Annotated in this window: 22 protein-coding genes and 3 pseudogenes; 8 read left to right on the top strand and 17 right to left on the bottom strand. The window is 41.2% G+C overall.

What is annotated here, in order from left to right; translation table 11 throughout:
• Positions 1-135: 135 nt before the first annotated feature.
• From grxC to JEU79_RS05200, 3 genes are all read right to left on the bottom strand, one after another.
• A complete protein-coding gene (grxC, locus tag JEU79_RS05210; RefSeq protein ID WP_198263254.1) occupies positions 136-408 on the bottom strand; it encodes a glutaredoxin 3 in 273 nt (90 codons plus the stop codon).
• Positions 409-441: 33 nt separating this feature from the next.
• Positions 442-789, bottom strand: a complete 348-nt coding sequence (locus tag JEU79_RS05205) for a rhodanese-like domain-containing protein (RefSeq protein ID WP_281401048.1) — start codon at positions 787-789, stop codon at positions 442-444.
• Positions 790-1,309: 520 nt separating this feature from the next.
• Positions 1,310-1,615: an ArsR/SmtB family transcription factor gene (locus tag JEU79_RS05200; protein WP_198263252.1), complete on the bottom strand. Its 306-nt coding sequence runs from the start codon at positions 1,613-1,615 to the stop codon at positions 1,310-1,312.
• A 499-nt stretch (positions 1,616-2,114) separates the two neighbouring features.
• Here JEU79_RS05200 and gpmI point away from each other — a divergent pair, with 499 nt between their 5' ends.
• From gpmI to JEU79_RS05170, 6 genes are all read left to right on the top strand, one after another.
• Complete coding sequence (gene gpmI, locus JEU79_RS05195; RefSeq protein ID WP_198263251.1) at positions 2,115-3,683, top strand: 2,3-bisphosphoglycerate-independent phosphoglycerate mutase; 1,569 nt, start codon at positions 2,115-2,117, stop codon at positions 3,681-3,683.
• A 19-nt stretch (positions 3,684-3,702) separates the two neighbouring features.
• Positions 3,703-4,884, top strand: coding sequence for a murein hydrolase activator EnvC family protein (locus JEU79_RS05190; protein WP_198263250.1), 1,182 nt, complete (start codon positions 3,703-3,705; stop codon positions 4,882-4,884).
• A 131-nt stretch (positions 4,885-5,015) separates the two neighbouring features.
• The gene (locus tag JEU79_RS05185; protein ID WP_198263249.1) at positions 5,016-6,380 is read left to right on the top strand and encodes a S41 family peptidase; all 1,365 of its coding nucleotides are present in this window, start codon (positions 5,016-5,018) and stop codon (positions 6,378-6,380) included.
• A 74-nt stretch (positions 6,381-6,454) separates the two neighbouring features.
• Complete coding sequence (locus JEU79_RS05180) at positions 6,455-7,294, top strand: divergent polysaccharide deacetylase family protein (RefSeq protein WP_214660501.1); 840 nt, start codon at positions 6,455-6,457, stop codon at positions 7,292-7,294.
• A gap of 9 nt (positions 7,295-7,303) precedes the next feature.
• Entirely contained in the window at positions 7,304-7,867 is a 564-nt protein-coding gene (locus JEU79_RS05175) for a DJ-1 family glyoxalase III (protein WP_198263247.1), read from the top strand.
• A gap of 86 nt (positions 7,868-7,953) precedes the next feature.
• On the top strand, positions 7,954-8,271 hold the full coding sequence (locus JEU79_RS05170) for a hypothetical protein (RefSeq protein ID WP_198263246.1): 318 nt from the start codon (positions 7,954-7,956) through the stop codon (positions 8,269-8,271).
• A gap of 227 nt (positions 8,272-8,498) precedes the next feature.
• Here the strand turns inward: JEU79_RS05170 and JEU79_RS05165 are convergent, their stop codons facing one another.
• From JEU79_RS05165 to dapF, 4 genes are all read right to left on the bottom strand, one after another.
• On the bottom strand, positions 8,499-8,963 hold the full coding sequence (locus tag JEU79_RS05165; RefSeq protein ID WP_425511164.1) for a ThiF family adenylyltransferase: 465 nt from the start codon (positions 8,961-8,963) through the stop codon (positions 8,499-8,501).
• Between the two features lie 84 nt (positions 8,964-9,047).
• Positions 9,048-9,827 carry a PEP-CTERM/exosortase system-associated acyltransferase gene (locus JEU79_RS05160; RefSeq protein WP_198263245.1) on the bottom strand — a complete coding sequence of 260 codons (780 nt, stop codon included), beginning with the start codon at positions 9,825-9,827 and terminating at the stop codon, positions 9,048-9,050.
• Between the two features lie 342 nt (positions 9,828-10,169).
• Positions 10,170-10,913: a DUF484 family protein gene (locus JEU79_RS05155; protein WP_214660500.1), complete on the bottom strand. Its 744-nt coding sequence runs from the start codon at positions 10,911-10,913 to the stop codon at positions 10,170-10,172.
• Between the two features lie 38 nt (positions 10,914-10,951).
• Complete coding sequence (gene dapF, locus JEU79_RS05150; RefSeq protein ID WP_198263243.1) at positions 10,952-11,830, bottom strand: diaminopimelate epimerase; 879 nt, start codon at positions 11,828-11,830, stop codon at positions 10,952-10,954.
• A 215-nt stretch (positions 11,831-12,045) separates the two neighbouring features.
• Here dapF and hemW point away from each other — a divergent pair, with 215 nt between their 5' ends.
• Entirely contained in the window at positions 12,046-13,245 is a 1,200-nt protein-coding gene (gene hemW / locus JEU79_RS05145; protein ID WP_198263242.1) for a radical SAM family heme chaperone HemW, read from the top strand.
• A 28-nt stretch (positions 13,246-13,273) separates the two neighbouring features.
• The gene (locus JEU79_RS05140) at positions 13,274-13,426 is read left to right on the top strand and encodes a hypothetical protein (protein ID WP_214660499.1); all 153 of its coding nucleotides are present in this window, start codon (positions 13,274-13,276) and stop codon (positions 13,424-13,426) included.
• A gap of 206 nt (positions 13,427-13,632) precedes the next feature.
• Here JEU79_RS05140 and JEU79_RS28345 read toward each other — a convergent pair whose 3' ends face one another.
• From JEU79_RS28345 to JEU79_RS05090, 10 genes and pseudogenes are all read right to left on the bottom strand, one after another.
• Complete coding sequence (locus tag JEU79_RS28345) at positions 13,633-13,785, bottom strand: hypothetical protein (RefSeq protein WP_198263055.1); 153 nt, start codon at positions 13,783-13,785, stop codon at positions 13,633-13,635.
• Positions 13,786-13,950: 165 nt separating this feature from the next.
• The gene (locus JEU79_RS27975; protein WP_343074945.1) at positions 13,951-14,106 is read right to left on the bottom strand and encodes a CAP domain-containing protein; all 156 of its coding nucleotides are present in this window, start codon (positions 14,104-14,106) and stop codon (positions 13,951-13,953) included.
• Positions 14,043-14,501 carry a CAP domain-containing protein gene (locus JEU79_RS05125; protein ID WP_198263240.1) on the bottom strand — a complete coding sequence of 153 codons (459 nt, stop codon included), beginning with the start codon at positions 14,499-14,501 and terminating at the stop codon, positions 14,043-14,045. Before JEU79_RS05125 ends, JEU79_RS27975 begins: the two co-directional genes overlap by 64 nt.
• A 33-nt stretch (positions 14,502-14,534) precedes the next feature.
• Positions 14,535-14,940 (bottom strand): annotated as a pseudogene (locus tag JEU79_RS05120) (hypothetical protein).
• Between the two features lie 34 nt (positions 14,941-14,974).
• The gene (locus JEU79_RS05115; protein ID WP_198266125.1) at positions 14,975-15,127 is read right to left on the bottom strand and encodes a hypothetical protein; all 153 of its coding nucleotides are present in this window, start codon (positions 15,125-15,127) and stop codon (positions 14,975-14,977) included.
• A gap of 52 nt (positions 15,128-15,179) precedes the next feature.
• Positions 15,180-15,410 (bottom strand): annotated as a pseudogene (locus tag JEU79_RS05110) (IS1595 family transposase); the annotation flags it as partial.
• Between the two features lie 286 nt (positions 15,411-15,696).
• Positions 15,697-16,173, bottom strand: a pseudogene (locus tag JEU79_RS05105) (IS3 family transposase); the annotation flags it as partial.
• On the bottom strand, positions 16,163-17,566 hold the full coding sequence (locus JEU79_RS05100) for a DNA repair ATPase (RefSeq protein ID WP_198263238.1): 1,404 nt from the start codon (positions 17,564-17,566) through the stop codon (positions 16,163-16,165). The gene JEU79_RS05100 and the pseudogene JEU79_RS05105, both read right to left, overlap by 11 nt.
• 52 nt (positions 17,567-17,618) lie before the next feature.
• Positions 17,619-19,739 (bottom strand): flotillin family protein, encoded by a 2,121-nt coding sequence (locus tag JEU79_RS05095; RefSeq protein ID WP_198263237.1) that lies wholly within the window; start codon positions 19,737-19,739, stop codon positions 17,619-17,621.
• Positions 19,740-19,784: 45 nt separating this feature from the next.
• A complete protein-coding gene (locus tag JEU79_RS05090) occupies positions 19,785-20,441 on the bottom strand; it encodes an OB-fold-containig protein (protein ID WP_198263236.1) in 657 nt (218 codons plus the stop codon).
• Positions 20,442-20,593 lie beyond the last annotated feature (152 nt).

Genomic DNA, 20,593 nt, shown 5'->3' with positions numbered 1-20,593 from the left:
GAATTGATTAATTCTAAATAGTTTCTTGCTCTACAGCTGGGGTCGGAGTCAAATGGCTTAATACTATGATATTTATAATAAAATAAATCTAACGCCATTTGACTCCGACCCCTTCCAAATACTATCCTGGAAGCTCTATCCTGGAAACAACAGCGCATCCAGTTTACCGGCAGATTCAGCAGCAAATAATTCATCACAACCACCCACATGGGTCGCTCCAATAAAAATTTGTGGCACCGAAGTCACGCCATGACTTTTTTGTATCATTTCATTGCGTAATTCAGGCTGCGCACCGATATTAATTTCGTTATAAGTCACTTCTTTACTGTTTAACAAGCCCTTGGCTCTGACACAGTAAGGGCAATATTGACTCAAATAGATAGTAATTTCTGCTTGTTCTTTGGACATTCTTAAACCTTGTATATTTCAATCCGTTAAATGTTAGGCTTTACTCATAGGTAAGTTATCATTTTCCCATGCAATGACACCACCACGTAAATTATGCACTTTTTCGAAGCCATTTTTCTTCAGTAGGCTACAAGCTCTACCGGAACGACTACCGGAGCGACAACCCACAATAATATCTTTGCCTTTAGATTTATCAAGCTCGCTCAAGCGTGATTTCAATGCACCTAATGGAATATGGACTGAATCTTTTATATGACCCGTTTTAAATTCCGCATCTTCACGTACATCCAGTACTAAACTACCGTTTTCGTGACTCATGATTTGTACTGCTTGCTGAGGGCTAATGTCCGAGTTGGATTTCAAAAAGGAGTTGATGATCATGCCTAAGAGAAAAAACCACATCAATATCATGACCCAATTGGTCTCAACAAACGTGTTCAAGTGTTCCATAGTTTATATACCGTTACATCTCATATTGGCAGGCAAAAGCGTATTGCTGATGCGAGCAGCGTGTAAAAAAGGAGTAGCATAGCAAAAATGACCTCATAAGAAAATCTGAATAGGTGTATTTTTAATAGAATTTAAACTTAGAAAGATCAAATTTTTTGTAAAGTCATGCATATTCAATGCTCTGGAAACAAAAAAACCAGAACATCCCACACCATCAGAAAAGGATGTCTGGGATTTATTCTGGCTATTTGTAAGCGTTATTTCCGGCATAACAATTCACTACATAGAGCACCGACAAATTGTCGGTGCAATACTAAAAGTAGTATGAAAAGCCATGCCTAATACCGCGAGACTCTATGCAAAGCAGTCTCTTGCGACTCTATTTCTTTGATGTATCTGTGCTAGCAGCATTCATTATAAATAGTGCTGCTGATAAAATCGTGCAGAAAATCTATGAAATAGTACAAAAAACATCTCTCATCATACCGATGAGACGTAATGTTCTGGCATCACCAACACGATAATAAACTCGATTAGCATCCTTACGCGAGGCAAGAATGCCCTTATCGCGTAAAATAGCTAAATGCTGAGAAATATTACTTTGTGAAGTGCCTACTTTTTCAACAATATCCTGAACACTGATCTCTGCATCGCCCAGAGTACATAAAATTTTCAAACGCAAGGGATGTGACATTGCTTTCAATGAGCGTGATGCTCTATCGATGTCTTCATCACGTGACATTAAATCCATATTCATATCGCAACAATCCGTTTCGCTAAGGTTAAATTCTTCGCCCATCTTTTTTTTGTCCTAGATATTCACTAATATAACAATAAAAGTATACAATAATATTTATTAAAAAGAGCTATTTATTTTAATTTTCTTTACTTATCTTTGTTTTTGTATGGTTTTATTGTCTAAATTTGACTTAAGTCATGATAAAAGACACTCTCAAGTCGTCTACGAGAAGCCCTATAATGCCAGTAAAAGCCCTTTTTTTACTAATTTACAACAAAATTAAAGAATTTCTTTATTCACATTGCTAAAATAACTTATCATAATAAGGTGATTTATCACAAATTATTTGTCCAACGTCAAGATACTCATCTAAACAATGACTTGAAAAAACGACTTGAAAAAATAGGATTTAGCACCATGTATTAGTCAATCTATTGATTGAATTAGTACCGAAATGCTAATATCAAAACACCAAACACTATGCCTAAAAACAGATTAATTTAAGCTACTTAATTTTATGTCAAATATACCAAAACCTCTGGCACTAGTCATTTTAGATGGCTGGGGCTACTCAACTGACCCGAACCACAATGCTATTTTAGAAGCAAATACACCTGTATTTGATGGTTTATGGGAAAAATACCCTCATACGCTAATCAAGGCATCCGGTGCTGAAGTAGGTCTACCTGCCGGACAAATGGGCAATTCTGAAGTTGGTCACCTGAACATTGGCTCAGGCCGTGTGGTTTATCAGGAATATACCCGAGTCAGCCGTGCTGTTCGTACCGGTTCATTCTTCACCAACTGCACCTTAACGGAAGCGGTTGATGAAGTTATCAAAAATGATTCTGCCATTCATATCATGGGGCTATTATCGCCCGGTGGTGTGCATAGCCATGAGTGCCACATCCATGCCATGATCAAATTGGCCGCTGAACGTGGCGTAAAAAAGATCTATCTGCACGCATTTCTTGATGGCCGTGATACCGCGCCCAAAAGTGCCAAAGAATCCATTACCAAAATGCAAGCCGTGTTTGATGAACTCGGTGTCGGTCGATTTGCTTCCATCGTCGGTCGCTACTATGCCATGGATCGTGACCACCGTTGGGAACGAGTAAAATCATCCTATGATGTGATTGCCGAAGGCAAGGGTGTGTTTAGTTCCCCGACGGCAATAGATGCCTTGGTTCAAGCTTATAAACGGGACGAAACCGACGAGTTTGTACTAGCGACCAGCATTATACCTGAGGGTGAAGAAGCGATTCGAATCGAAGACGGCGATACCATGATTTTCATGAACTATCGCTCTGATCGCGCACGGCAAATTACCCGCCCCTTTATCGAAGACACATTTGAGGCCTTCAAACGCGAGCGTAAATTCAAACTTAAATCCTTTGTCAGTCTAACGGAGTATTCATCAAAATTTGATATTCCCGTGGCCTTCCCACCGGAGCGCTTGACCAATGTATTCGGGGAATATATCTCCAATATGGGTATGCGTCAGCTGCGTATCGCAGAAACTGAAAAATATGCCCATGTGACGTTTTTCTTTAATGGTGGTGAAGAAGATCCTTTCCCTTACGAAGATCGCATTCTGGTAAATTCACCGGATGTTGCCACCTATGATTTACAACCAGAGATGAATGCACCTGAATTGGCGGACAAGTTAATTGAAGCGGTTAATTCTGGCCAATATGATACCATTATCTGTAACTTTGCTAACCCGGACATGGTCGGTCATACCGGCAATGAAGCGGCTGCCATCGAAGCCATCGAAGCACTGGATGCCATTATCAAGCAAGTCACTGATGCCATTCTCAAAGTCGGCGGCGAAGTTCTCATCACTGCCGATCACGGTAATGCTGAGCTAATGATGGATGAAAGCACCGGTCAGGCGCATACAGCACATACCTGTAACCCGGTGCCGTTTATTTATCTGGGACGGGATGCCGTCATGGCTGAAAGTGGCGCACTATCTGATATTGCTCCGACTATGCTCTATTTAATGGATCTTGAAGTGCCACCGGAAATGAATGGTCGCTCTCTTGTCACTCTTGCTGACGATGTTGAAAACATAGAAGAGTAAGCTGATTTTGAAGGTTTTTTTGAAAAAATTAATGGCAGAATATCATTCACGTCTTATTTTGCTATTTCTTTTCTTTGCCTTCTGCCTACCCTTGTCAGCCAGCGCCGAGACACAATCAAAAGGTCAGCTAAAACAACAAGAGCTAAACCAGCTACGGCAGGATATTAGCGCGCTCAAAAAGCAATTAAAGCAACAACAAAGCGAAAAAAGCGAATTAGAGCAAGACATCCAAAAATCCGAGCAAAGCATTGCCAACAATGCCCGGCAGCTCTTTAGCACGCAGCAACAAATTGCTGAACTCAATCATCAGCTCAGCACCCTGAATAACAATCTTGCACAAAACAATAGGCAATTAATCACTCAGCAGCAATTACTCTCGGGTCAATTACAGGCTAGCTATGCCATAGGCCGTCAAGAATACATTAAGCTATTACTCAACCAGCAAGACCCTGCCACTATCAGCCGAATCATGACTTATTATGATTATTTTAATGAAGCTCGTAGCCAGCAGATCAACAAGGTCAACACACTATTGCAGGCTATTGTTCAGGAAAAACAAAAAATCAGTCTCTTGTCACAAACACTGCAAGACAAACAATACCAACTACAACAAGAACAACGCGCTATGCAAACCAAGCAAGCTGAGCGTAGTGCCCTGGTCACCCTATTAAATCAGGATATTGTATCTAAAGACAAACAACTGGCAAATTTAAACAAAAACAAAAAAAATCTAACCCGTTTAATCAATAAACTAAAAAAAGCCCTGGATGATATTCCCAGCTTGCCCACCGATCAGCCCTTTGCCAAAAAACGCGGCAAGCTCTATTGGCCCGCCAAAGGCAAGGTAAAAAAGTTATATGATCACTGGCGCAGTGTAGGCAAGGTCAAATGGCAGGGTAATATCATCAGTGGCAAAGAAGGCACTCCGGTACATACCATCTCTAATGGCCGGATTGCCTACTCAGACTGGCTCAGAGGCTACGGCCTGATCACAATTATTGATCACGGTGATGGCTATATGAGCCTATATGGCCATAACCAAACCTTGCTCAAAGAAGTCGGGGACTGGGTAGAAAATAATGAGATCATTGCTACTATTGGTAATAGCGGAGGCATAAAGCGTGTTGGGCTGTATTTTGAAGTTCGCTACAATGGCAAGCCATCAGATCCATCACTCTGGTGCAAGAAGCGACGCATATAAAACCTGAGAAAAAGCCTGATAAAAAGCATGGGCAAAGCGCTGTATGAGCGTGATTTTAATTTTTTTACATGATATGGTTATCGTTTCCATGTCGTACTTATTTTTTCAAGACTATTTTTCCGGAGCTTTGGATGACTAAACCTGTGTATTTGTCTGCTTTATTAAGTCTATCACTCGGCCTTTTTGTGGCTCTACCCTTTACTACAGCAAGTAGTACGGCAGAGGCAAAATCAGACAAGACTCAGACTGAACCTTTACCACTGGAAATTCTCAAAGAATTTACCGATGCCTTTGCCAGCATAAAAACCGATTATGTTGAGCAAGTGGATGATAAAACCATTCTAAAAAATGCCATCAAGGGCATGATGTCAGGTCTTGATCCCCACTCCAGCTATCTGGATGAAAAAAGCTTTAAACACCTCAAGGAAGGCACGACTGGAGAATTTGGCGGTTTAGGCATTGAAGTAGGTATGGAAGATGGACTGATTAAAGTCATTTCACCCATTGATGACACGCCCGCACAACGTGCCGGTGTATTGGCAGGGGATCTCATTTTCCGTATTGATGGCAAGCCAGTAAAAGAAATGGAACTGGATGATGCCGTTAAAATGATGCGTGGCAAACCCGGTTCAAAAATTAAGCTATCCATTATCCGCGAAGACAGTGATGGGCCGGTTAATATCACCATAGAACGTGCCATCATTAAAGTGAAAAGCGTTAAGTTTCGTCTTCTGGAAAAAGACTTTGCTTATCTACGTATTTCCAGCTTTCAATCACGTACGGCTGAACAACTTAAAAAAGCCCTAAAATCACTGGTGAAAAAAAATAACAAGCGCGTACTTAAAGGGCTTATTCTCGATTTAAGAAACAATCCCGGTGGCGTGCTCAACGGTTCTGTTGATGTCTCTGACACATTTTTAGATTCAGGTTTAATTGTTTATACCCGGGGCAGAATTAAGGATTCTGAACTGCGCTTTTCTGCAACTCGTGGCGACGCCTTAAAGGGCGCTCCGATTGTGGTGCTGGTCAATGGTGGTTCTGCCTCCGCATCTGAAATTGTAGCCGGTGCATTACAGGATCATCGACGTGCCATTATTATGGGTTCAGACACCTTTGGCAAAGGCTCAGTGCAAACAATTAAGCCTCTGACAAAAACAACCGCCATCAAATTAACGACTGCGCGTTACTATACGCCATCAGGACGTTCTATTCAGGCTGAAGGCATCACCCCGGATATTAAACTCGCTAATATCAGCCTTGAAACAAAAAAAGACAATGACTTCGCACAAATTAAAGAAGCTGATTTAAAGGGTCATTTAGAGCATAAAATGGACAAGCATCATAATGGCTCAGGTAAAAAGACTAAAAAATCTGATTCGAAAAAAACCAAGAACAGTGACAAAAAATCTGATGACGACAAGGATTACGCCTTGCATGAGGCACTCAACTTACTAAAAGGGATTGATATTTTGAACCAAAGCAAAACGGCTAAATAAACATGAGCATTGTTAGCAATCGTATTTCCAAATCACTATATCAAGAGCACGAGCAATCTCATAACCACTATCTGATGCTTTTAGTCATCTGTTGTAGTGTGCTTTTTGCTGCTCTTTTTTCCTCTCTGGCTAATGCCAAAGCAAGTTTGAATAAGACCACAACAAGCAATGTGCCTATCGCCTACATCGCCATCATTATTGATGATTTGGGCTATAAATTAAAGCAGGATCAACGTGCCGTTAATTTGCCCGGTCAAGTGACATTTGCTTTTTTACCTCACACGCCTCATCTTCAAGTGCTGACCGATATTGCCAATAAAAAGGGCAATGACATCATGCTACATCTGCCTATGCAGGCGGTGATGGATACGCTTTTTTTAGGTCCTGGTGCGTTGACCAATAATATGAGTGAAGCAGAGTTTAAAGATTCTGTGGTCAAAAGTATTCGTTCAATACCCCATATCAAGGGCATTAATAATCATATGGGCAGTCTTATTACCAGCAAAAAAAGTGCCATGAAATGGTTGATGGATGAAATAGTTCTGACTGATTTATATTTTGTTGATAGCCGTACTACCGTCAAAACACTGGCCGAAAAAACCGCTAATCTTTACCAAATTAAGAATACCCGCCGCAATGGTTTTTTAGATCATGAGCTCAATCGCCCCGCCATTGAATTTCAATTTAATCACCTGATTGAAGTCGCTAAACGAGATGGGGCAGCAGTGGCTATCGGTCATCCATTTAAGCAAACTCTGGAAGTTTTAGAAGAAAGAATTCCACAACTTGAAGCCATTGGCATTCGTCTGATTTCAGTATCAGAACTGATTAAGCAACAAGATAAAATACGCTATATCGCTCAACAAAAAAATCTATCCAATTTCACTCAAACCGAGACCCGCCCCCAACAATAGGATATCAGCATGCCCCATGTTTTAGTCCCCCTTGCTCCAGGCTGTGAAGAACTTGAAGCCATTACCATCATCGATCTCCTGCGCCGTGCTGAGATTCAAGTAAGCAGCGCCAGCCTAGATACTGGTGATAGTGTTTCTCCTGTTACGGCTAGCCGTGGCGTGGTACTCATTCCTGATATTACCTTGGATCAGGCCTTGCAGCAAAGTTTTGATATGATCGTGTTGCCTGGAGGCTTACCCGGCGCTGATCATCTGGATAATGATGCTCGTATTCACACATTACTTCAATCCATGAGCGCTGATAATAAATATACCGCTGCTATTTGTGCTGCCCCCAAAGTCCTAGCTCGTGCCAAGCTATTAGATGGCAAGTCCGCCACCAGTTATCCGGGCGTGCTCGATACCATGGATTTAAACAGCACCCGGCTCAGCACCGATGCGGTTGTGATTGATGGCAATGTCATTACCTCCCGAGGACCTGCCACTGCAATGGACTTTGCCCTAACTCTAATTGAATTACTCAGCGGTAAAAGCAAACGTGATGAAGCTGCTTCTGCTTTATTGTGCTCATAATTTTATACTCGCCTGTTTAACTCATACACCCTAAAAACCACTTAAATTAACAGCATTCTGAACGACATTTTGGAATTTTTATATCTATGATAAAAAAATTAAACCATTTACGTGCGGCAGCTCAACTTGAACGAATGGGACAATTTTCTAGTGCAATTACTTCATTGGAGGAGTTTATCATTGCTAACCCGGACAATAATAAAAATAGGAAAATTAGAAAACAGATTGAAGGTTTAAAACAACGCCTCAACGATGAGGGTGATAGAACCTATAAGTTTACATTTAAGCCCATATTAGATATACCTAAAAGTCTATTTATGTTTTTATTTGACTTACTATCTGAGGTTTTATTTATCAGCATGATTTTATTAATTGCCATTGGATTTTTCTATTTAATTGATTAACAATATTATTTCACACCTAGGCTTTTATTCTTAATGTTTTACTTGATGAGTTGCTTAATTGGCAAACGCAGTGAGCGCGATAGAGGTGTGGCTGCAAAGCCAAGACGTCCCATAAAAACACGCTGCTTATAATGATCACCATTGGGTGACCAACAGGCTAAATCAAGAATACGTGTGATAGGTGTATCTAAAGGTATTTCTTCAGTATGTTCCTTTGGCGAGGCTAATTATTCAAAGGTCATTTCCCCGGCAAAAAACACAATAACGCAACCCCCCACACCTAAAGGGGCAGCGGTTATTGCTGGTATGCACTTTTCTGCACAGGCATTAAACACGGATTTTCTTACTTTGAGGGCAAAAAAATCCAGGCCATCAACATAGAGATCAACGCCCTCTAAAAATTCATCAAGATTTTGCTCATTAACGCCTTCAGAAAAAATATTCAGTGCCAGATCGGCATTAATCTCTAGGGCAAGCTCTGCCATCACTGCTGTTTTGGGGCGATTAATATGACTCAGGCTCGCACCTGTCTGACGGTTAAAATTAGCCAATTCAAAAATATCCATATCAGCGATATTAAATTGTCCTATCCCTAAGCGTGTCAGGGTAATTAAATGTGAACCACCCACTCCGCCTAAGCCGCCGATAGCAATGCGTTTACTGCGTAAAATTTCCTGTTCAGTGGCCGTTATTCAACCAAGATTTCTGGAAAAAGCCGTATTGTAATTAAAATCTGGATGCGAAATTTGAGCCATAATGAATCTCTGCTTGAACAGTTAAGTCAGTTTTAAATAAGCGGGAGCAATTTGTTGATGGATCCATTGATATAATGCTAATAGTTCCGGGCGCATGGTTTTAAGGGCGGACTGAGTAGTAATAAAATAAGGCGCTCTGATGCCATGATAATCAATGTCTTGCCCGGCACGTTGAAAGACAATTCCAGAACGTTTTAATAAGCGTGGCAAAAAAGGTTCCATCATGGCAAAAACATCTGTTTTCCCTGAGAGATCGGTGAGTGCTGTCGCCGCTAAAAAAGCCGCCACTGCAATAAGTAAAAAGGTACGCTGTTCCTCTTTGCTAACTTCAATATTAATGTCACCAAAACGTGTTAAGGATTCACCTGAGCGTTTGCGAAAAGTTTTCTCAACGGCTAGTCGAGAAATTTCACATTGCCGGCTACGAATTAAGTTGAGCTGTTCGATAAAATCATGATCCAGACTATCGGTGCAGTACTTTTCAAATGGCAATAAATCTAAAGCCGCAAGCTCAGTATCGACATTACCACTAGTGGCAGGTACTAATCGAACACAGGCTGCCGGCATACGACTGCTATTATGAATGATCAGACAGTGTAATGCATAGCGATCATATTTATCACTCTCCATTGTGTTGGGACAGGAAGCAACGGTTTCATAGTTGAATTCTTCACAATAAACGCGGTAGCGAATATTATAAACCTGTTGTTTTAATTCCTTTGTATCAGCCAAAATAACAGAAAAATATTTTTTAAATATTTGTGCCGGTGTCAGCGTGTTATCCGGATACTGATCACTCATCGTGTTCTTTTGCAGTGCGGGCTATTATTAATCTTATAGACATTGCATCACTCTTCGATTTTTTTATGTAGACCTAGAGGCTAAACTTTACATAAGTTGAAAAACAATCCTTTATTTTCCAACATTCTTGATGATAAATAATTAGTTTTGCATTTTTATAAGGGGAAAAAAATGATCAAACTCTTGAAAAGTGACCTGAGTATCATTTTTTTGGCTTATTGATAAGAAAAGTGCTACGAGAGGGATGAAAATAGGGACGTGCTTGCTAAAAGTAGGTACTACGTACGAGGGCAAGTGTCCCTGTAAAATTAAGCGGTTTAAGCCTATACGAATTTTGAATCCTTACTTGAAGAACAAACTTAATTTGTGGCTCAGGATTTCACCCAAGCGTTCTAAAAATAAAGTGCCCATGTCCGCATTAAAACGTCGTATGTTGTTACTACCCAGTATTAAGGCACCAAAGCAATGATTCTTTTCTACAAAGAGTGGTATCACTGCCACGGAGGAAATTGAGTCTGATTTACTTTCAAATAATTCCTCTAAGGGCAATTTTTTGAAGAAGCCACACATAGGCTTACGGGTGTTGAGTAACTTCTCCAGCTCTTGTGCTAAAGCAGACTCAGCGGTAACAAAAAGGTGCTCTGGTTGTTCATCGATGGGCTTGGAAAATAGTTTCAGAGAAATTGCATCGACGGTAAACTCATCACAGAGTACTTCATCCAAAGCGACTTCACAGGCATCAATACCACTGCAAGCCAATAATGAGAGGGTGAGCTTATGCATTTTTTGATTGGATTGTTCATTGTCTTTAGCAATGCTGACCAATTCGGCAAGCTGTGATTTATGCTGGGCATTTTGTTCTCTGAGTATACCTACCTGGCGTTCTATCAGAGAGATTGCTGAACCACTGTCATGGGATACATCCAAGGAAGCTAAAAGTGCGCTATGTTCGGTAAAAAAATCAGGGTGCGCAGTGAGGTAGTCCGCTGTCATTTGAGCTGCGTCTTTTACTATTGCGTCGGCGCTTTTTGTATTAGTGTTTTCCGTATCAGTGCTGATATCGGTTTCTGTGCTTTTTATGTTCATACTTTTTACTTTAGCGTTTTCGAGTTCACTGTTTGAATTCATAGTGTTATTTGACCTTCATAAACAAAACTGGCCGGACCAGTCATCATCAGGGAATGTTCACCCTGTTGCCATTGTATGTGTAAACTGCCGGCAGGTAAAATAACTTCAACCTGTTCGTCCAGCCAGCCACGGGAAATGCCATTGGCAACTGCTGCACACGCACCCGTACCACAGGCTAATGTTTCACCCGAACCGCGCTCAAAGACGCGCAAACGGATTTGCTGGCGGTTGATTATCTGCATAAAGCCAACATTGATCCGTTTGGGAAAGCTGGGATGTGACTCCAGCCATTGCCCCAACTTCGCCACCGGATAGTGTTCAACATCGGCAATTTTAAGGGTAATATGCGGATTGCCCATAGAAACAGCAGCAAACTCCACATATTTTTCTGTATTGACGTCATCGCTTAACGTATCAAGTTTAAGAGTATAGCGATTATCGTCTTGAGAATCATCTTTTGCAGGGATAAAAGGCAGTTGCTCAGGGGCAAAAACAGGCTGTCCCATATCCACTATCACCTCATCCTGCTCAGTGATCGTAAGTTGGATAATACCACTATGCGTTTGCACTGTGATTGTGTCTTTGTTGGTGAGTTGTTTTTCCCGTACAAAGCGAGCAAAACAACGAGCACCATTGCCACATTGCTCGACTTCACTGCCATCGGCATTGAAGATGCGGTATTTAAAATCAATCACCGACTCATCTGTTGACTTATCAGGCGCTTCAATTAACAGCAATTGATCACAGCCCACACCAAAGCGCCGATCCGCAATAAAGCGTACCTGCTCAGGACTTAGATTGACGGCCTGAGAAATGGCATCAATGACCACAAAGTCATTGCCCAAACCATGCATTTTAGTAAAATTTAATGGCATTATTGTTCTTGTTATATAAAGTTTAGTGAATAACTTTCCAATATTTTGACTTCATCCGTAGGGTGGGCATGGCTTTATCTGCCCACTTTCAGCGTGGGCACAAAAAGCGTGACCACCCTACATTCTCAAGTATACAGTCCAATAAAGGGTATCACAATCATTGTTTTGGCACTCAATTGTCTTGCTAAAAATTGCGCTCACAGTAGAATGAACTGATGTTAAATTTTACCACACTACCGCCACTGACACTCTATATTCACTATCCCTGGTGCGCTCAAAAATGCCCCTATTGTGATTTTAATTCCCATGTCCCCAATAATACGACACCAAGCGAATTAGCCCGTGACAAGCAATATGTGGCAGCATTGATCCATGATTTAGAACAGGAATTACCTGCTATCTGGGGGCGTAGCATTCAAAGTATTTTTATTGGTGGTGGTACACCCAGTTTGATTCATCCTGAAACCATGGCGGACTTATTCAGTCAATTACATGCTCGCTTGGCTATCTCTCCCATGGCTGAAATCACCATGGAAGCTAATCCGGGCAGCGTTGATCAGGCAAAATTTGCTGAATTCCATGCCGCCGGTATTAATCGCCTGTCGATAGGCATTCAAAGTTTTGATAATCAGCTATTACAGAAAATTGGCCGTATTCATAACGGCCAACAAGCTCGACAAGCCATTGAACGGGCGAAATTAGCAGGCTTTGATAATATTAATTTAGATTTGATGTATGCCTTGCCCGGTCAAAGCCTGCAACTAGCCTTAGATGATGTGCAACAGGCTATCGACTATGACACCAACCACCTATCCCATTATCAGTTGACACTGGAACCCAATACCTTATTCGCCAGTCAGCCACCGGCTTTGCCGGATGATGACCTAAGTTATGACATGCAAACTCAATGTCAGCAATTATTAGCCAATGCAGGCTTTGAGCATTATGAAGTATCAGCCTACGCCCGCCCGGGCAAGCAATGCCGTCATAACCTGAATTATTGGCAGTTTGGTGATTATGTCGGCATTGGTGCAGGGGCACATGGTAAAATCAGTGATGCAGCACAACAGCGAATTACTCGGCGCTGGAAGCTCAAACACCCACAAACTTATGTCGAAAATAGTGTAATATCGGGTAAAAGTGCTGAAAATAAGTTAAAGTTAACTATCATTGGTGGAGAAGAAATACTTTCGCGTCAGGACATTGGTTTTGAGTTTATGCTTAATGCCAGCCGTCTAACTAATGGTTTTAGCACGGAATTGTTTTATCAGCAGACAGGTTTACCCATTAGCCATATCGAGAAGGGGCTAAAAAGAGCCGTGGAACTAGGGCTCATCGAATGGCATCTGCAGCGAATCAAACCAACAGCAAGGGGGCTTCAGTATCTCAATGAATTACAAGCAATCTTCTTATGAAACATCAAGCAAACACAATTGCCATAAAATGAAAGCCGCAGCAAGTGCTGAGGCGAGTCCTTATGACTATGTGTATTATTGTTATTCCAGTGAGGCAGTGAAGAATATTGATTTTCTCATGGTCGATCAGGGTTTTGTCGATAATAGCTATGAATTGATGCTACGTGCCGCACAGGCGTGATGTGTCATTCCAGTAAATTTGGAGATATACGCTTATTATGCTTGGAATTAGTCGTCGCTTTAAAGCGTCTCTTCGTTTTACAAAACAAACCGGCTTTTTTCATTAATCGACCAATTCTCCGGCGGCTTATATGAACGCCTTTTTCAGCCAGTTTTCTTTTAAGACGACGGGTTCCATAAGTCTTGCGACTGTCTTCAAACAGTTTTTTAGCTGCTCAGTAAGCGCTTCATTTTCTTTCTCTCTATCCGTTTTAGGAGAGCTAACCCAATCATAATAGCAACTACGGAAACATCCATAAAACGGCACAGAATCGTTACCGGGTAATCTTTAGCCTGATCAGTTATCCATGCGTACTTCACAAAGTTTCCCTTGCAAAGTACGCTGTGGCCTTTTTAATAAATCACGCTCCTGAATCACTTTTGCCAATTCTTTTTCAGACGTTTTACTTCATCATAAATGTGTTCATCACTTCTATTGGCTACCGTCTTCACCGGTTTGGAATATCTTTTTATCTTTTAGTTATTTTAAGTTTTAATAGTTCCATCCCGATAATGCATATTAATATTACCCGCAGGTGCATATTCACAAAGCCAAATTTGTGACTTATCCTTACATGCTATAGCAGCACAGCCGAGTTGTTGAGTCGTGTGCCAAATAACTTGCGTATAATGCCCACACATTTTTCCTTTTTACAACGATTAGTATCATAGTCATACCACTTTACTTCATCATACCAAGATTGTACTACGTTTTTATCAGTGATATTTTGCAATCTACTGCTACGGGTTTTAATATTATTGCCATCTGTTTTTATAGTCGTATGAGGACTTGCCCAGTAGATATTTTCACCGGTTTCACCCATTGAATGACGCATTCGACAACCCTCTCTTTGCAGTGTTTTTGCCCATTTTTCAGCGACTGCTTGCAAGCTGTTTGAATAGCTCAAAGGGGGTGAATTATATTTCTTGCGCAGCTCATTATGCGCATCTGTCATTGCCTGTGGATTAAGCTTAATGACATCGGCATAGAGTTCGGTCACTAGCATTAACATAAAAAAAATACTCAGCTTTAACATATTTTTACTCTATGCGCTTTTTATCGTTAAAAATCAATCCGGATAGGTCTCATCAATAGTTTTGAGGGATTTTAAAAACAAGCCCAGACCACCCACCGTTAAAATAAGAATAACAATTAGATCAAAGGCCGACATATGTCGAAAGCTGAATTGTATTTGTGAGATGACACCAAAAATTAATGCGACAATAGAGCCCGTTGCCAATAACCAGCCAATCATATTTTTACCATTATAGAAAATCATTCCCACACCAAACATAAAGGGAATTAAGATCATACCACTGGTGACACCAAAACGACCAAAGCCATACATTCGCATGCCAAAGCCAAAGTGTGATGAAACGGTAATAGCATTTAATAAGAGATAAATACCCCCGCATAACATAGCAAAACCAAAAGAATTGCCCTAAACCACCTGACGTTCCACCTGCACCACGCATATTATGTCCTTATATTAATTTTTTTGTTTTTGTCTTAATGTTGTGAGTTTTTAATGACTTTTTCTGCTCGTCGAATATTCTTTGTTGCCAATACGTTATTCGGCTCATAAATTAACTTGATTACCCATAAAGCTCCGCCATTTTTAGGAGCTTTCCATTCATAGGTGGCGTTTTCATCGCCACGCATAAAAACCTTGGCATCATGTCTTTTTAAGTTAAAGCGTCTATTAAACCGATAACGGTGTTTTATTTTCTGAACCACGACCTCTGGAGCCGCCTCTGTGCTCACCACCCCAGTAGGCATCATCAATTTGAATGATGCCTGATAAAGGTTTACTGTCATCACGTTCTTTCATAACCTGCATGATCTTTTGTTTCATACTCCAGGCTGTATTGTAGCTTACCTTAAGCTGTCTCTTTAATTCTAATGCTGAAACCGCTGTCTTCAATTGAGTCATAAGATGAATTGATGTGTCAACACTTTTCCGGACAGTTTTCTAAATATTTTTTTTGGCTGTTTCAAGTGATTTTTGTCATTTTGTATTTCCTATCATTTTAGTTTCTCATGTTAACTTTAAACAGATGAAGAGAAAGGGCTTTGCCCTCTGGAACGATAGAGCCGTTCCATTCACCCAAGGTATTTTCACAACGGTAATGATCCTGTTACAATATCTTCACGGCACAGGCTGAGGAGCCGATGGCCGTCAACGGTAATGGGCGGCATTTATGTCGCCTTTCCCTCTTCAATCAATCGATTTAAGCTATTTCCTGCTGTATTTCATAATCGACTGGTGACAAATAATCATTAGCCGAATGAAGTCGCTCCCGATTATAAAATACCTCAATATATTCAAATATTGCCTGCTTTGCTTCTACTCTGGTTTTGAATCGACAATGGTGCGTCAATTCAGTTTTCAAACTATGAAAGAAGCTCTCTGATACAGCATTGTCCCAGCAATTTCCTTTGCGGCTCATAGACTGAATTATGTTATGATCCGACAATATTTTTCTATGACTATCAGAGGCATATTGGCTACCTCGGTCAGTATGCCAAAGCAATCCATCCATTGGTTTACGCTTCCATATGGCCATCAGTAAAGCATCATTGACTAGCTTGGCTTTCATTCGCTCATCCATCGACCAGCCAACAATTTGCCTAGAGAATAAGTCAATGACAACCGCTAAATATAACCAGCCTTCCTTGGTGGCAATATAGGTAATATCACCCACATAGTAGCCACATTAATTGTTCATTGATGCTTCGAACCAGACTATAGAGTTCGGAGATAGCATGGACTAATTCGGCATTGCCAATTTTGCCCAAAAAAGTCTGGCTGTTAGGTTGTTTGCTGGCATAGTCATCACTGCTGAAGGGGGTTTCCCAGATTTGCATGGGATGATTGCGTGAGGGCTCATTGGACTCAGAAGAAAATAACACGGCACGACCATTTTCAAATAAACTAAAGCCATGACCATATAAGGGCGTTGAAACTTCTTTGCGGATTAAATTATAATTAAATAAGCCCACCTTGCCTTCATCACGACGATAAAAGCGGTAAAGTACATCCTCTCCGTTAGGTGATTTAATGGCACGTTCATAGATCATACCATCGGCTTCATCACCAAACTCTTTGGTTTCACCACTTTGTAAGTAGTAACCCCCAGGGAAAATAAGACCGTGATCTTCTGGGAGTTGTACACAGGCCTGACCAATGGCATCGATGCGGTTGATTTGATTGTTAATGGTATTAAAAACCAGATAGCGCCAAACTTTTTCGCGATAGGGTTGTATCTTTAATAAAATCAACGAACCCAGTTTACTATAGAAAATTTCTGCATCGGCTAATGATTGATTTTTGTCATCCACTTTTTCCTGATAGATACCTAAACCATCTTCGGTGTTATTTTCAACTTTTATGGTGAGGTGTCCACCGATGGTTTCAATAAAGATTTCATCAAGAATGCTGATGTGCGGGTGGCGGCCACTGATATGATTGTCACGGGTGGTTTCCTGCCATGCAAAATCATAGCGTGGTGGGCTTTTTAATTCCCGTTCACCCCGAGCATCGATGTACTTAAGCTCGCCATTGGATTCAATCGACCAGCGAAAAACACGGGTATCTTCTAGTTTTTCACCAATTTGGAAAAATGCTAATAGGCGATTATGGGTTTTGCGTAATTTAAGTAAATGGGTGCTTTTGTAATAGCTATAGAGTTCGAAAAATTCTTTTTTAAACTTAGCATCATCAAGAAAGCTGCCCTTGACCTCGGTGGGTTCAATGGTGAATGTTGCATCATTATGGTGTAATTGATACAGAGCAAAAACATCGCTGACCTGAGTTTCTGTTTTTAAACCGATAAAGACGTTATAGCCAAATAATAGGTAATTGTTGATTTGTACAATATCACGGGCATTACAATTATTTTCTGTGCGCACTCGAACACGGCCAATCACCCCCATTGATGTTTCGCCAAACTCAGCTAAGCGCTCGTCATTAAGTTGACGGGCAGCACTGTCTAATGTGCGAGCCTGTTCTTCAAGACGTTTACGAATGAGTTCATAGGCACCGCCTTCTGCGACGGCATTTTCAACTTCAGTATTATCATCGGGGCTTATTCCGGGCACGGTTTCTTCCTTGTTTTGCTTTTGGGGCGATTATTTAAACTGAACAAAAAAATTAGGAATCTGAGTTAATCGTACCCATTAACTTTTTAACTAGGTTCTGCTGTTCAGTTGTGCCACTTTTCATTACCTGTGACAAAAAGGCGCTGACGGTCAGGTTTTGTACGCTACCACTGCCAGCACTTAGGCCAGAGACAATTTCTTTAATATCGCCAACAATGCTTTCTTCGCCTGTCATGTGACCTTCGATGGCCTTGGAAACAATTTTACTCTTGTCTGCAACGGCATCAATGGATTTACCTACTGCCAGTGAGTTAATGAATTTTTCCAGAAATTCACCATTACCACCCACGATATCAATATTGGCTTCTGACATTGCCTTGCCTAGCACATCCGCTTGTTCTTGTGCAATCTCAACGTTAGCATCAATGCCTTTCATGGCTTCAGCATGCCCCAAATCTAAGCGCATACGGAATTCTTCGTGATCACGGGTGTTTTCATCCATTTGTTTCATGGCAACAAACTTCTTCTCTAAGCCTTCTGCTTCTGCGGCAAAACGATCGGCAATTTTGCTGGCTTCGGCTTTACCAAGCGCCTTGATAGCGACGGCATCGGCTTCTTTGATTTTGACCGCTGCGATACCTATTTTTTCATCACCAATGGCCTGGGCGGATAATTTTTCTTGCAGCACTTTGGCTTCTGAAAGCCCCAATTTTTCATCGCCGGTGGCCTGAGCGAGTAATTTCTCTTCTAACACTTTCGCTTCGGCAATACCTGATTTTTCATCAGCATCGGCCTGGAATTCCTGAACCCGGGCTTTTGCCAGTCCGGGTGCGGCTTCAACAGCTTCGATGCCTTCGGCTTTGCGTTTGTCTGCTTCAGCATTATGTTCGGCAGATTTTAAACGCCCTTGGGCTAATACCACTTCTTCTTTAGCCTTGTGTGAGGCTTTGATTTCATCGGCTTCGGCGGCCTTAATTTCTTTGACCAGGGCTTCTTGTGCTCCGGCTTCGGCTTTAATCACAGTGGCTTCTCTTTCACGTTCGGCTTCGGCAACTAAGCGGACTTTTTCAATTTCTTCCTCTTCGATGGCAACGGACTTTTCTACCACGATGCGTTCACGGATAACATCGGCAATGTTTTTCTTTTCAATTTCCAGGGCTTTTTCTTTCTCAATCTCTTCCAGTTCAACGGCACGTTCGCGCGCGACGACTTCAAGCTCTTGAGCGCGTTTAACTTGCTCTGTTTCAGTGACCACGACACGCTGACGGTTTAAATTGGCCACTTCAATTTCACGTTGCATATTTTCTTCGGCCACGAGAATTTTTTCTTCGGAAACAATGCGTGCCTGCTCTGATTTTTGTCGCTCTTCTTCTTGAATTTTCTTGGTTTCAGCTTCTTCGCGGGCAATGACGCTGGAGACTTCACGTAATTGTTTGGCTTCGGCATCTTTTTCCTGACGCTCTAGCTCAAGGATGGTTTCACGGGTTTCAACATCCTTTTTCTTGATTTTCATTTGTTCTTCGCGTTCAAGATTGTTGGTGCTGATATGTTCAATCGCTGTCAGCTCAGTAATTTTTCTAATACCCTGGGCATCGAGAATATTGTCTTTGTCCAGACTCTCAATGGGGGTTTGCTCAAGGTAATCGATGGCGGCATCTTCGAGTACATAACCATTTAAGTCTTCACCAATGACTTTGATAATATCATCGCGAAACTTATCACGCTCTTGATACAGGTCGATAAAATTAAGACGCTTGCCAACAGTTTTTAAGGCCTCGGAGAATTTGGCACTGAAGAGTTCTTCCATGGTTTCTTGCTCTGATGCACGGTCACAACCAATGGCCTGTGCGACTCTGAGTACATCTTCGGTGGTTTTGTTGACGCGGACAAAAAAGGCCACTTTAATATCTGCGCGAATATTATCCATACAAATCAAACCATCTTTGCCGCGACGATCAATTTCAATGGTTTTTAGAGAGATATTCATGATTTCACGACGATGAATAACGGGAATAACTAAGCGTCCGGTAAAAGTGACATCCGGCTCAGCTTTTAAGGTATTGACGATCATGGCATTGCCTTGATCGACTTTCTTGTAAAAGCTGGCATAGAGGAAAAAGCCGCCTAATAGAAATGCCGCTAAGACACCGACAGATAAAGCGATGAAATACATATTATTACTCCCTTAATTAAATGCTGCTGGATTATTTTGTACTTGCTATTTTTCTAAATTCTTTTCAAACTCTTCATGGGTGACGATATGGTAAACATTGTCATTTTCGTCATAACTAATCGGTCTGACTATATCACCTTTTTTTATTGTATTGGGTAATTCAGCACGAATTCTGACAATTAAACTAGCGCCCCGAGTTTTAATTTTTCCCTGCCCAAAAGTATCATCTACACTGAGTGAGGTGACAGTGCAGTGACTGCCCAAAAAGTCTTTATTAGACTTAGCCTGATTTTCTTGAGACAGTTTTTGTAGTGGCGCTACAATACGTGATGTGATGGGCACAGCCAATAGGAAAGCACCTACAAGTGTTATTGTAGCGACTAAAATTTGCACTAGGCTTGAAGGTATAAGGGGAATGAGATAGGCCGAGACAATATAGCTAAAAACCCAGGCAAGAAATACTAGGATGGTTATAACTATGGTAAATGGTACGCCCGTTAAGCCAAGTGTGTGCATTAGACCGACAAAACCGGGAATTTCAATTTCTGCATCAACATCAATGTCAGCATCAAAGGATATGAGCTCAAGATCCAGGGCACCAATAATAACAAAGAGCCAGAAAACCAATAACAGGCCAATGAACACCGTATAGATGCCAGTGGGGTAGCCACTTAGTATTTCCCAGAGCTGATTTAATTCCATGTTAATCCTGTCTACTGATAAGTATAAAGACTAACAATAAAGAAAATGACATATTATGTCAAGTTTGTTTGGATTAAACTAAAATCAGTAATCATGTAGTGTGGACGAGTAATAAAGATTCATACTAAATCAGTTGGCATTAGAGAATACTG

The organism is sulfur-oxidizing endosymbiont of Gigantopelta aegis, assembly GCF_016097415.1.
In the GTDB taxonomy this organism is placed as follows: Bacteria; Pseudomonadota; Gammaproteobacteria; order GRL18; family GRL18; genus GRL18.
Note: the sequence above shows the minus strand (reverse complement) of the source record. Positions and strands in the feature narration are given on the sequence as shown.